Annotated in this window: 12 protein-coding genes; 7 read left to right on the plus strand and 5 right to left on the minus strand. The window is 76.3% G+C overall.

Annotated elements, in window-relative coordinates; all coding sequences use genetic code 11:
* Positions 1-71: 71 nt before the first annotated feature.
* Both IG64_RS20190 and IG64_RS20195 read left to right on the plus strand, forming a co-directional pair.
* Positions 72-731 carry a histidine phosphatase family protein gene (locus tag IG64_RS20190; RefSeq protein ID WP_037858215.1) on the plus strand — a complete coding sequence of 220 codons (660 nt, stop codon included), beginning with the start codon at positions 72-74 and terminating at the stop codon, positions 729-731.
* A gap of 137 nt (positions 732-868) precedes the next feature.
* On the plus strand, positions 869-2,488 hold the full coding sequence (locus IG64_RS20195; protein ID WP_037858218.1) for an ABC-F family ATP-binding cassette domain-containing protein: 1,620 nt from the start codon (positions 869-871) through the stop codon (positions 2,486-2,488).
* Between the two features lie 37 nt (positions 2,489-2,525).
* On the opposite strand, the gene IG64_RS20200 is transcribed toward IG64_RS20195, so the two are convergent.
* Positions 2,526-3,644, minus strand: a complete 1,119-nt coding sequence (locus IG64_RS20200; RefSeq protein ID WP_037858220.1) for a Vms1/Ankzf1 family peptidyl-tRNA hydrolase — start codon at positions 3,642-3,644, stop codon at positions 2,526-2,528.
* Between the two features lie 58 nt (positions 3,645-3,702).
* Here IG64_RS20200 and IG64_RS20205 point away from each other — a divergent pair, with 58 nt between their 5' ends.
* Complete coding sequence (locus tag IG64_RS20205) at positions 3,703-3,981, plus strand: DUF6158 family protein (protein ID WP_037858223.1); 279 nt, start codon at positions 3,703-3,705, stop codon at positions 3,979-3,981.
* A gap of 298 nt (positions 3,982-4,279) precedes the next feature.
* On the opposite strand, the gene IG64_RS20210 is transcribed toward IG64_RS20205, so the two are convergent.
* The gene (locus tag IG64_RS20210) at positions 4,280-4,822 is read right to left on the minus strand and encodes a type 1 glutamine amidotransferase domain-containing protein (RefSeq protein WP_037858225.1); all 543 of its coding nucleotides are present in this window, start codon (positions 4,820-4,822) and stop codon (positions 4,280-4,282) included.
* Between the two features lie 129 nt (positions 4,823-4,951).
* Positions 4,952-5,353: a DUF2795 domain-containing protein gene (locus IG64_RS20215; protein ID WP_037858228.1), complete on the minus strand. Its 402-nt coding sequence runs from the start codon at positions 5,351-5,353 to the stop codon at positions 4,952-4,954.
* A 214-nt stretch (positions 5,354-5,567) separates the two neighbouring features.
* Between IG64_RS20215 and IG64_RS42860 the strand changes: the two genes are divergently transcribed.
* From IG64_RS42860 to IG64_RS20230, 3 genes are all read left to right on the plus strand, one after another.
* Positions 5,568-6,440 carry a hypothetical protein gene (locus IG64_RS42860; protein WP_037858229.1) on the plus strand — a complete coding sequence of 291 codons (873 nt, stop codon included), beginning with the start codon at positions 5,568-5,570 and terminating at the stop codon, positions 6,438-6,440.
* 347 nt (positions 6,441-6,787) lie between these two features.
* Positions 6,788-8,311: an aminotransferase class I/II-fold pyridoxal phosphate-dependent enzyme gene (locus IG64_RS20225; protein ID WP_234438565.1), complete on the plus strand. Its 1,524-nt coding sequence runs from the start codon at positions 6,788-6,790 to the stop codon at positions 8,309-8,311.
* Positions 8,308-9,486 carry an MBL fold metallo-hydrolase gene (locus IG64_RS20230; protein ID WP_037858231.1) on the plus strand — a complete coding sequence of 393 codons (1,179 nt, stop codon included), beginning with the start codon at positions 8,308-8,310 and terminating at the stop codon, positions 9,484-9,486. Before IG64_RS20225 ends, IG64_RS20230 begins: the two co-directional genes overlap by 4 nt.
* A 94-nt stretch (positions 9,487-9,580) precedes the next feature.
* On the opposite strand, the gene IG64_RS20235 is transcribed toward IG64_RS20230, so the two are convergent.
* Positions 9,581-10,222 carry a DedA family protein gene (locus tag IG64_RS20235; RefSeq protein ID WP_037858232.1) on the minus strand — a complete coding sequence of 214 codons (642 nt, stop codon included), beginning with the start codon at positions 10,220-10,222 and terminating at the stop codon, positions 9,581-9,583.
* A complete protein-coding gene (locus IG64_RS20240) occupies positions 10,219-10,992 on the minus strand; it encodes an MBL fold metallo-hydrolase (RefSeq protein WP_037858235.1) in 774 nt (257 codons plus the stop codon). Before IG64_RS20240 ends, IG64_RS20235 begins: the two co-directional genes overlap by 4 nt.
* A gap of 86 nt (positions 10,993-11,078) precedes the next feature.
* Between IG64_RS20240 and IG64_RS20245 the strand changes: the two genes are divergently transcribed.
* Positions 11,079-11,516: a hypothetical protein gene (locus IG64_RS20245; RefSeq protein WP_051813130.1), complete on the plus strand. Its 438-nt coding sequence runs from the start codon at positions 11,079-11,081 to the stop codon at positions 11,514-11,516.
* Positions 11,517-11,672: the final 156 nt, after the last annotated feature.

The following is an 11,672-nucleotide window of genomic DNA, read 5'->3' on the forward strand; positions in this document are numbered from 1 at the left end:
GTTTCTTGTGCGCGGGTCGTACCCGGCCGTGCGCGCACGGCACACCGCACTGAGCCACCCGGGAACCTCCTATGCGCCTGCTCCTCGTCCGCCACGGCGAGACCCCCTCCAACGTCGACTCCCTGCTGGACACGGCCGTCCCGGGACCGGGCCTGACCGAACTCGGCACCCGGCAGGCCGCCGCGCTGCCCGAGGCACTCGCCGGCGAGGACATCGACGCCCTCTACGCCTCCACCCTGGTGCGCACCCAGCTCACCGCGGCCCCGCTCGCCGCCGCCCGCGGACTCGACGTGATCGTCCGCGACGGCATCCGCGAGCTGTCCGCCGGGGACCTGGAACTGGAACCCGGCGACTCCGAACGCGGACAGCGCTACATGCGCACGGTCCTGGCCTGGGCCGACGGCGAGCGCGACCTGCGGATGCCGGGGCCCGGCGGGGAGAGCGGCACCGAGGCGCTGGCCCGGTACGACGCCGTCGTCGCCGAGGCCGCGGCGGGCGGCGGGCGGACCGTCGCCATGGTCAGCCACGGCGCGGCCATCCGCCTGTGGACCGCGGTACGCGCCCGCAACCTCGACGCCCGGTTCGCCGCCGCCCACCCGCTGCGCAACACCGGCGTGGTCATCCTCGAGGGCACGCCCGAGGCCGGCTGGACGGCGCTGAGCTGGGCGGGCGCCGTGGTGACCCCGGCACGCGAGGGGGGCCCGACCGGGCGGCCCGTCGGCGCCGGGTGAGCGGACAGGCGTGAGCGACGCCGGGCGCCGTCCCGGGTGAGCCGCCGCCGGCCCGCGCACCGGGCGGGCGCCGCCGTACCGGACCGGGGCGATAAGGGTTTGCCGCGGCCGGGGGGCCGCCAGGAGAATGCGGGACCATGGGACATCTGGAAGCCGCGCACCTGGAGTACTACCTGCCCGACGGGAGGGCGCTGCTCGGCGACGTGTCCTTCCGGGTGGGGGAGGGAGCCGTGGTGGCCCTCGTCGGACCCAACGGCGCGGGCAAGACGACCCTGCTGCGCCTGATCTCCGGCGAGCTGAAACCGCACGGCGGCACCGTCACCGTCAACGGCGGCCTCGGCGTGATGCGGCAGTTCGTGGGTTCCGTACGCGACGAGACGACCGTGCGCGACCTGCTCGTCTCGGTCGCCCCACCGCGCATCCAGCAGGCCGCGCGCGCCGTCGACGCGGCCGAGCACGCCCTCATGACCGTCGACGACGAGGCCGCCCAGCTGCGCTACGCCCAGGCGCTCGCCGACTGGGCCGAGGTCCGCGGCTACGAGGCCGAGACGCTGTGGGACATGTGCACCACGGCCGCGTTGGGCGTGCCCTACGAGAAGGCGCAGTGGCGGCAGGTGCGCACCCTGTCGGGCGGCGAGCAGAAGCGGCTGGTCCTGGAGGCGCTGCTGCGCGGCACCGACGAGGTGCTGCTGCTGGACGAGCCCGACAACTACCTCGACGTGCCGGGCAAGCGCTGGCTGGAGGAGCGGCTGCGGGAGACCCGCAAGACCGTCCTGTTCGTCTCCCACGACCGCGAACTGCTCGCGCGGGCCGCCGAGAAGATCGTCTCGGTCGAACCCGGCCCGGCCGGCGCCGACGCCTGGGTGCACGGCGCCGGCTTCGCCACCTACCACGAGGCCCGGCGCGAGCGCTTCGCCCGCTTCGAGGAGCTGCGCCGCCGGTGGGACGAGAAGCACGCCCAGTTGAAGAAGCTGGTGCTCAACCTGCGCCAGGCCGCCGCCGTCAGCCACGAGATGGCCTCCCGCTACCAGGCCGCGCAGACCCGGCTGCGCAAGTTCGAGGAGGCCGGCCCGCCGCCCGAGCCGCCCCGCGAGCAGGACATCCGGATGCGCCTGAAGGGCGGCCGCACCGGCGTGCGGGCCGTCACCTGCCAGGGTCTGGAGCTGACCGGACTCATGAAACCGTTCGACCTGGAGGTCTTCTACGGCGAACGGGTCGCGGTGCTCGGCTCCAACGGCTCCGGCAAGTCGCACTTCCTGCGTCTGCTCGCGGGCGGCGAAGTGGCGCACACCGGTGCGTGGAAGCTCGGCGCCCGGGTGGTGCCCGGCCACTTCGCCCAGACCCACGCCCACCCGGAGCTGGAGGGCCGCACCCTCCTGGACATCCTGTGGAAGGAGCACGCCCAGGACCGGGGCGCCGCGATGTCCCGGCTGCGCCGCTACGAGCTGACCGGGCAGGCCGAGCAGGCCTTCGACCGGCTCTCCGGCGGCCAGCAGGCCCGCTTCCAGATCCTGCTGCTGGAACTGGCGGGAGCGACCGCCCTCCTCCTGGACGAGCCCACCGACAACCTCGACCTGGAGTCCGCGGAAGCCCTCCAGGAAGGCCTGGAAGCCTACGAGGGCACGGTCCTCGCCGTCACCCACGACCGCTGGTTCGCCCGCTCCTTCGACCGCTACCTGGTCTTCGGCAGCGACGGCCGGGTCCGCGAGACCCCCGAACCGGTCTGGGACGAACGCCGGGTGGAACGGGCCCGGTAGGCCTGCACCGGATGTCCGTCGGCGGCCCGTCGGCGGCTCACCTCCAGCGGAGGATCGCGCCCAGGCCTCCGGCCGGCGCGTCGTCCTCCATGAGCGGCGTCACCGGGGTCAGGGAGAGGGCGGCGGCGTCCGTCGTCACCGCGGAGCGGATCAGCGCGTCGTCGGCCCGCGTGGGCCACGCGTGCTGCTCGCCGAGCGCCTTCAGCTCCGCACGGCGCGCGGCCAGCTCGTCGGGGTCCTCGCCGACCCACACCTCGCGGTGGGCGTCCGCCGCCTCGGGACGGATCAACAGCTCCTCCAGCCGGTGTTCGCGGGCCGCCTCCACCAGCGCGGGCACCCCCTCCACCGCGCCGGACCGGCCTTCCCCGTCGGGTGCGCGGGCGGCCCGGAACCGGTCCAGTTCCCCGTCGATCCGGTCGCGTACGTGCTCGGCGCGCAACTGCTCCACGTCCTCGTCCAGCAGCCTGCTGCCGAAGCCGTGCGTGGCCTCCACGACGCGCTCGTGCAACCGGCGCGGCAGCCGTCCGCGCACCTCGTGCCGTTCGCGCTGCTCACCCACCAGGATCAGCAGATCGGCCCGGGTCTCCTCCTGGCAGACGCTGAGCGCGTCCGCGATCTCGGCCGCGTTGTGCTCCCAGGTGTTCTCGACCTTCAGCTGGAAGTGCCGCTCCGACCAGTCGGGACCGCTCGTGGGGTGCACGGGCCACCGCCGGCCCGCCGCCGTGCCGGCCTCGCGGCGGCCCAGCGCGCTGCGCAGTTCGAAGTCGGCCCCCTTGCGGTCGACGTAGGCGACGATCGCGACCGGGTCCTCGCCCGCCAGGTCCAGCAGCGGCCCCACCCGCGGCAGCGGACCCCACTCCGCCCGGCTGCCGCCCTGCGGAGGGCGCGCCAGACGCGGGTCGAGCACCACCGTCCCGGCCCGGGCGAAGAAGGCACGCCCGTGAGGGCCGGGGGAGTGGCGCAGCTCCTCCACCGCCGCCCCGACCGCGCGGCAGGTCGCCTCGTCGGCGCCGCGCCGCGCCAGCTCCCGCGCCATCGCCCGGCCGGTCAGGTGCAGTTCGCGGGCGGTGTCCTCCGTGTGCCGGGAGGTGTCGACGTACACGGAGGCCCAGGGGCCCGGGTGTTCGTACAGTGGATGCAGAAAGGCGAGATCCATGGCTCCCTCCCGGGGTGCCGTCCGGTGGCAGTGCGCGCGGGGCGGGTACCCGGGAGGCATGGACGGACACGACGAGCGGGGCACCACCATGACCGGAGTCGACCCGGGCCGGCTGGACGATCAGCAGCTCATGAAGGAGCTGGAGACCATCCACCGCACGCGCCACGACACCCTGCTGTACGGCTCCAACGACGCGCTGCGCATCCACAACGAGCGCATGGCGCAGCTCGAGGGCGAGTACCTGCGCCGCAATCCACGACGCCCCGTGGCCGCGGGCCGCACCCGGGAAGGAGCCAGGGAGCGCTGCGGCGGGGGACCGGCGGCTCCCGGCCGCTGAAGCCGCTGAACGGGGGGGCGGCGCCCGGCGTCGGGAGGCGTCCCGTCCGCCGTGAGCGGCGTCACCCGTGAGTGGTCACAGTCGTGCCCGTCGGCCCGCTTCCTGCGGCGGGCCGACGGGCACCTGTCGTTCCTCCCCGGCTGCCGGGCTCTGCCGGGCCGGCCGCCTTCCGGCGGCGGCGCGACCCGGGTGCGGCTGTTCGAGGACGCGCCGCACCTGCCGGGCCGGCCGGTCGGGACTGGCCGTACCGGCCGGGCCGGGCGGCCGGCCGCGGTCCGGTCAGCCGCTCTCGGTCCGGTCAGCCGCCCTGATGTCCGAACACGCCCAGGAAGGCTTCGCAGAACGCCTTCAGGTCGTCCGGCTTGCGGCTGGTGACGAGCTTGTTCGGGCCGCCCTCGCAGATCTTCACCTGCTCGTCGACCCAGGTGCCGCCCGCGTTGCGGATGTCCGTCCGCAGGCTCGGCCAGGAGGTCAGGACGCGGTCGCGCACGACGTCCGCCTCGACCAGCGTCCAGGGCGCGTGACAGATGGCCGCGACCGGCCTGCCCTGCTGGAAGAAGTCCTTCACGAACGCGACGGCCTTCTCGTCGGTGCGCAGGAAGTCGGGGTTGGCCACGCCGCCCGGCAGGACCAGCCCGCCGAAGGAGTCGGCCGAGGTGTCCCCGACGACCTCGTCGACCGGGAACGTGTCCGCCTTGTCCAGGTGGTCGAACGCCTGGATCTCGCCGGGCGCCGTGGACACCAGCACGGGTTCGTGCCCGGCGTCCTTCGCCGCCTTCCAGGGCTCGGTCAGCTCGACCTGCTCCACGCCCTCGGGTGCGGTCAGAAAAGCGATGCGCATGATGGTTCGGAGTCCTTTCGTCGCCCTCGTGCACGGGGCCGTCCTCGTACACGGGGCCGTCCTCGTACGCAGGGAGGACGGTTCGTGGTCGGCCTGGGGTGTCCCGGCGCGCGTCGGCCCGGGCCGGGCCTACGCCCGGTCCTCGCGCGCGGGCCGCTCGGTGTGGGTCAGTTCCTTGGCCAGCTCCTGGACGTTGGCGTACTGCGCCTTGCGCGGCAACCGCTCCAGCGCGTCGACCAGCGCGTCGGGCGCGTTCTTGCGGCGCAGCACGCGCGCCAGTTCGGACGGGCCCGCGGGGAAGGCGCTGCGGCCGAGGATCCTGGCCAGCTCAAGGCGGACGGTCTCCAGGGAGGCCCGGGAACCGCCCGGTGCCACCGGGCCGCCCCACACCTCGGGGTCGTCGTCGGCGGTCGGCTCCGGGTCGTGCCACTCCTCGCTGCGCGTGGGATGGCCGGACCGGAGCAGTCCCTGCAGTTCGTGCTTCATCTCGTCGTCACGGTGGACACTCAGCCGGTCACTGCCTCGCTGCATGTCTTGCTCCAGATCGGTCGGGGTGGCTGCCGCGTACCCGTGCACACGGAACCGACACGGCCTCTCCGGCCCGGATGACGGGTCACCCGATAGGCCGCCGCCGTCCCGCGAATGGGGCTCGGCCGCGCGCGGCCCGCGACCCGGGGGGCTGTGATGGCGGGGAAGGCACGCGTGACGTGCCGTCCGCCGACCGCCGGTCCGAGGAGTTCCGCCCATGCGCCGTACCGCCCCCCGCGCCCTGTCCGCCGCCGCCCTGGCCGCCCTCATAGCGGGCTCGGCCGCACCGGCCGTCGCGGCGGCCGGTGCGGCCGAACCCGCGGCCCGAGCGAACCGCCCGGTGAACGCCCGCGTACAGGCCAATGCCGGCGGTGCGGTCCGTGCGCCGGGGTCCCTGAGCGCCGGGGCGGCCGGACCGGCACGCGGCGTCGCCCTCCCCGGGGCTGCCGCCGCCGGCACCGGTCGGGCGCATGCCCCCGCCCTGTCCGCCCCGGCGCCCCGGGCCTCCGCCCCCGACGGCGACGGGCTCCTCGACCCCGCCGAGGACCCGCTGCTGCGGGACGCGCTGGCGCACGACCCGGCCCTCACCGGGGTTTCCCCCGGTCCCCTCCAGGACGGGGCGCCCTCCGGCACCCGGGGCGGCGACCCGTCCTACGGCCCACTCGCGGGCACGGCCTCGTACGACCCCTCCCACGGCACCTCCGCGGCAACCCCCGGCCGCGACCAGACGGCGCACGCGTCGCCCTCGCGCACACCCGCCCGCAGCGACGGTTCACGCGAACCGGGCCGCGACGAGGCCACCCGCGCCCCGGGCCGGGACCAGAGCCCGCACGGCCAGGCCACCCACGACCCCGGCTCAGGCTGTACTGACCGCGACCGCGACGGAAGGGGCGGGAGCGACGACGGGGACGGCGAGTGGACGGGGGACGGGTCCTGTGCGGGGGCGGCCGCCGAACACGGCGTGCAGGCCGGTACGGGCGGCTCGTTCACCGCGTCGCTGCCCGCGCTGATCGGCGGCGGGACCCTCATCGCCATCGCGCTCTGCGGCGCCGCGCACCGGGTGTGGCGGCGCAGGCGAGCGGACGGCTGACCGGGCCCGCGGGACACCGCATGGACCTCCAGTACCCGCACCCACCCGGGGTGCCGTGCCGGCCGCGGCCCCCCGCGACCGGCGTCGTCCGGTCCGCCTGCCATGGAACGGCGCCGGCCGGGGTACTCGCCCGCCGAGGGCACGGCGCCCACGGAGACCGCCGCACCCGCTCTCGCCGTACGGACGGACCCGTCACCGGCGGCGGCCCCGGCCACCGCGGGCACGGTCCGGCCGGGTGCGCTCGGAGCCGCGGTGGACTCCGCGGCGGGCGCCGGGCGCGGCCCCCGTACCCGTGCCCGTACGGACCGGCGGCACGGCACGGCACCAGGGACTGCGCGGAGGTACCCATGCGGCGGACGGCCCCCGAAGGCCACGGCCCGGGCGCGGGTCGCGGCGGCCCGGGCCGGGACCGCGGCCAAGGTCCGGGCTCCGGCCACGGCGCCCCGGCCCAGGGCTCGGGCAACGATCCCGGCCCTGGTCACGCCGGCCCGGGCCGGGACGGCGGCCAAAACCCCGTCCCCGGCCCCGGCGACGGCGGTCCGGGCCAGGACTCCGGCCGCGACCCACGGCCCGGCAACGACGGCCCGGCCCACGACTCCGCCCCCGGCGACGGCCGTGGCCCGGCTCGTGGGCGCGGTGAGGGCCACGGTCCCGTCCGCTACGGGCCCTCCGCGCTGCCCGGCGACGGACTGCCCGTGCTGCCGGAACTGTCCGCCGCGCTCGCCGCCTCCGCCGCACGGCGCGCGGAGCGGCCGATCGGCGGCGGCGGCTCGCTCCTGGCCGCGGCGGCCGGCTACTGGCAGCGGCGCGGCCTGGCCACCACGCCCGACCGGGTGGCCGCCGCGCCCGGCGCGCCCGCCCTCCTGCTCGCCCTGACCGCCGCGCTCGGCGGCGACGTCCTCGTGCCCCGGCCGTGCGCCGCATGGTGGGCGCCCTCAGCACGCCTGCTCGGCAGGCCCGCCTTCCCTGTGGCGACACCGGCCGAGTGCGGCGGCGTACCCGACCCGTACGCACTGCTGGAAACGGTGCGCAGGGTCCGCGCGGAGGGCGGCGACCCGCGGCTGCTGGTGCTGGCGGTCGCCGACGACCCGACCGCGACCGTGGCACCGCCGGAGCTGCTGCACGAGACCGTCGAGGCGGCGGCGGGCGAGGGCCTGCACCTGGTCAGCGACGAGACCTGGCGCGACACCGTGCACGCACCGCACGAGACGGTGCTGCTCAGCCCCGCCGAGATGCTGCCCGACCGGGTCACCGTCGTCACCGACCTCGCCGGTGCCTTCCTGCCCTCGGGCTGGCCCGCCGCGGTCGCCCGCTTCCCGGACGGCGCGAGGGGCGACGCGTTGCACGCACGCGTGCTCGACATCCTCACCGCCCTGGACGCCCGTGTCGCCGAGCCCGTCGCCGCCGCTGCCGGCTACGCCCTGGACGAACCCGAGCCCGTCACCACGCGTCTGGCCGCCACCGTGCGCCTGCACGCGCGCCTGGCCCGCGCCGTGCACGCCGCGGTCGTCGCCGCCGGCGCGCTGGCCCGGCCGCCGCAGGCCGGGCGCCACCTCTACGCCGACCTCGGTCCGCTGCGCCCCGCGCTCGCCGCCCACGGCGTCGGTGACGCACAGGAACTGGAGGACTTCCTCAGCGCCCGCACGGGGCTGAGGGCGCCGGGCGGCCACCGTTTCGGGGACGACCTCGGCGCGTTGCGCGTACGGCTGGCCGGCGCCGAACTGCTCGGCGGCACGGACGAGGAGCGGGCGCGATGCCTGCTGTCCCCGGAGCCGTCGGAACTGCCGCACGTGCGGCGCGCGTTGATCTCCTTGAGGTCGGTTTTCGACGATCTCCGTGACGATGCCCGGCGATGGGAGCCTCCTCGATGACGCAGCAGTCCGAGCCGACCCCGACCGCGACCCCCACCCAGCTCACCTCCGTCACCACCGCGTCCCCCTCCACCACCGCGCCTCCCTCCACCGCCCCGGCCGCCTCCGTCCTCACCCCGCCTCCGCCCGGCCCCCCGACCGCGGACGTCCGGGAGGCCGACGGCGGTGCGGCCCCCGCCGCGCTCGCCTCCCCGGCCGCGCCGTACCCGCCGCTGGCCGAGCCGCGCCCGCTGGGGGAGCGGCGGGTGTGGCCGCGCGCCTTCCACGACCGGCTCACCGCCCCGCTGCCCGGTCTGAAGGCCTTCGCCCGGTTCGCCAGGGAGGGCGCGGTCCGGCCGGGCAAGGAGGGGCTGGCCGACATCCCCCTGCTGCCCTACGAGCCGGGCCCGCTGCCGCGTGTGGACAGCCGCACCGTCGCGGTCACCTGGGCGGGGCACGCCAGCTGGGTCGTGCGGATCGGGGGGCTGACCGTGCTGACCGACCCGGTGTGGTCGCGCCGGATCGTCGGCACCCCCGCCCGCGTCACCCCCGTCGGCGTCGCCTGGGAGGCCCTGCCGCCCGTCGACGCGGTCGTCATCAGCCACAACCACTACGACCACCTCGACGCCCCGACCCTGCGCAGACTCCCGCGCGACACACCGGTGTTCGTCCCGGCCGGACTCGGCCGCTGGTTCCGGCGCAGGCGGTTCACCCGCGTCACCGAGCTGGACTGGTGGGAGGCGGCCCGGCTCGACGGGGTCCGCATCGACTTCGTCCCCGCCCACCACTGGTCCAAGCGCACCCTCACCGACACCTGCCGCAGCCTGTGGGGCGGCTGGGTGCTCACCGCCCCCGACGGACAGCGCGTCTACTTCGCCGGGGACACCGGCTACGGCCACTGGTTCTCCCGGATCGGCCGCCGCTACCCCGGCATCGACCTCGCGCTGCTCCCCATCGGCGCCTACGACCCCCGCTGGTGGCTCAGCGACGTCCACTGCGACCCGGAGGAAGCGGTCCGGGCCGCCCAGGACCTCGGCGCGCGCCGGATGGCCCCGATGCACTGGGGCACGTTCGTGCTGTCCGCGGAACCGGTCCTGGAACCGCTCACCCGTGTCCGTGCGGCCTGGGACGAGGCGGGCCTCGCCCGGGAGGACCTGTGGGACCTCCCGGTGGGCGCCTCCCGGGTGCTGGACTGAGAGCCGCGAGCACCAGGGGAGCCCGAGCCGGGCGCCCCTCGCGTGCGCGGCTACTTGCCCGGGCGGACGGCCCGCAGCGACGTGCCCCGGCCGGTCAGTTCGACCGGTGCGCCGGGGCCGAGCGGCGGAGCCTGCGCCACACGCCCGGGGCCGCACCGACCAGCACCGTCAGGGCGATGGCGGCGACCACGCCTTCCCACGGCTCGGGGAACAGCGAACCGCCGAGGATGCCGATCACCTGGTACGTCACCGCCCAGGCCAGACAGGCGGGCAGGTTGCCGCGGGAGAAGCGGCGCAGCGGCCAGCCGGCCAGCAGGCAGGCCAGCATCACCGGTATGCGCCCGCCCGGGACCAGACGCGAGAGCACCAGCACCGCGACGCCGTGCTCGCCGAGCTTCTCCTGCGCCTGCGCGAGCCGCTCCTCCGGCGCGCGCGAGCGGATCGCCGCCAGCCAGCGCGAACCGTTCTTCGAGCGGAGCCCGCGCCGCCCCAGCCAGTACAGCGCGGCGTCCCCGAGGAACGCGGCCAGCGACGCCGTCACGAACACCAGTGCCAGCGAGAAGGGTGCCGTCTGGTGCACGGCCACCACCGCCGCCGAACTGACCAGCGCTCCCGTCGGCACCACCGGGACCAGGGCCCCGACCAGCACCAGCAGGAACAGCGACGGATAGCCGAGGGCCTGCTGGGTGGACTCCGGCGGCACCACCGTCGTCACGGCGGCGGCGAGCCGTATCACCGGGCGACCTCCAGCCGCACGCTCTCCCCGTGCCCGAGCCGGTGCACCGCCACCCCCGGCGCGCGCAGCGCCGCATGGCGCACGAACTCCTCGCCCGGCGCATGGAACTCGTGGGGGCGCACGGCGTCCATCCCGATCGGCCAGTACGTGCCGTAGTGCACCGGTACGGCGATGCGCGGCGCGAGCCGGGCCAGCGCGTGCGCCGCCCGCTCCGCGTCCAGGTGCCCCTCGCCGAGGTACGGCCCCCAGCCGCCCACCGGCAGCAGTGCCACGTCCACCGGCCCGACCTCCTCGGCCATCGTCTCGAACAGGCCGGTGTCCCCGGCGAAGTACGTCCGGGCGGCACCCTCCACGACGTAACCGAGCGCCGGTGAGCGGTGCGGTCCGACCGGCAGCCGCCGCCCGTCGTGGCGGGCGGGCACCACCCGGACGACGAGCCCGCCGACCTCGACCCGGTCCCCGGGCGCCACCTCGGTCACCCGCAGCCCGGTGAGCCGCCGCAGCCCCGGCACCGCCCGCGGCGCCCCGCGCGGCACCAGCAGCCGAGTGCCCGGGGCGAGCCGGGCCAGCGAGGGGACGTGCAGATGGTCGGCGTGCAGATGGGAGACGAGCGCCACGTCCGCCTGCCGGGCGCCCGGCGGCGGCAGCGCGCCGCGGCGCCGCCGCAGGTGCGCGAGGCGGCGGGCGAACAGCGGATCGGTCAGCACACGCACGCCCGAATCCTCGACCGTGCACGTCGCGTGACCCCACCAGGTGATCTCCACCGGCACCTTCTTTGCCTCCTTCGCGCGACTCCCCCTGAGCCTACGTGCAGGGGTAGTGTCGGCGGCCGGAACCCGGAGGTGAGGGAGACTCCATGGGACATGTGCGGGACGCCCGCGGCCGGTCCGCCGCGACGCCGGTCCGCGTGACGGCGATCGCCAGCCTGACCCCCCTGGAGGAGCTGAACGAGGACCCCTTCCTCGTGGACTCCCGCAGTCAGTACGCGATGTGCGCCCGCTGGGCGGCCGAGCACGGCTACGTGATCGCGCGCGAGCTTCTCGTACGGGGGCTGCGCATCGACCACCGCGCCCTGTGGGACGGCGTCCGCCCGGGCGTCGACCTGTTCGTCGCCCCCAGCCGCCGGGTGCTGGAGCGGGCGCTGTCCTCCGTGGAGGAGTTCACCGCGGAGTGCGCCCGGCGCGGCGTCCGCGTGGAGACGGTCGGCTGCGCCGAGCCGTCCTACGACGCCCAGATGAAGGCCCGGGTCCATCGCCGCCTCTCCATGCCCACCGCGGGCTACGACGGCCGCTAGGCCTTCCCGCCTCCGCCCCACGCCGCCCGTCTCGACCTGCGGGTTTCCGTGGTTGTCCACAGCCCGGCCGGGCAGCGCGGGGCGTGTGACAAGCTGGAGCGGGCCCGTGCGGACGACCGGGCCGGGACGTGAGGTGCGGGAGTGCGAGGCGGGTGG

The organism is Streptomyces sp. NRRL S-340 (assembly GCF_000720185.1).
Lineage (GTDB): Bacteria > Actinomycetota > Actinomycetes > Streptomycetales > Streptomycetaceae > Streptomyces.

Coding starts and splice junctions, on each gene's coding strand:
- IG64_RS20190 (WP_037858215.1), top strand. CDS start 72: ATGCGCCTGCTCCTCGTCCGCCACGGCGAGACCCCCTCCAACGTCGAC.
- IG64_RS20195 (WP_037858218.1), top strand. CDS start 869: ATGGGACATCTGGAAGCCGCGCACCTGGAGTACTACCTGCCCGACGGG.
- IG64_RS20200 (WP_037858220.1), bottom strand. CDS start 3,644: ATGGATCTCGCCTTTCTGCATCCACTGTACGAACACCCGGGCCCCTGG.
- IG64_RS20205 (WP_037858223.1), top strand. CDS start 3,703: ATGGACGGACACGACGAGCGGGGCACCACCATGACCGGAGTCGACCCG.
- IG64_RS20210 (WP_037858225.1), bottom strand. CDS start 4,822: ATGCGCATCGCTTTTCTGACCGCACCCGAGGGCGTGGAGCAGGTCGAG.
- IG64_RS20215 (WP_037858228.1), bottom strand. CDS start 5,353: ATGCAGCGAGGCAGTGACCGGCTGAGTGTCCACCGTGACGACGAGATG.
- IG64_RS42860 (WP_037858229.1), top strand. CDS start 5,568: ATGCGCCGTACCGCCCCCCGCGCCCTGTCCGCCGCCGCCCTGGCCGCC.
- IG64_RS20225 (WP_234438565.1), top strand. CDS start 6,788: ATGCGGCGGACGGCCCCCGAAGGCCACGGCCCGGGCGCGGGTCGCGGC.
- IG64_RS20230 (WP_037858231.1), top strand. CDS start 8,308: ATGACGCAGCAGTCCGAGCCGACCCCGACCGCGACCCCCACCCAGCTC.
- IG64_RS20245 (WP_051813130.1), top strand. CDS start 11,079: ATGGGACATGTGCGGGACGCCCGCGGCCGGTCCGCCGCGACGCCGGTC.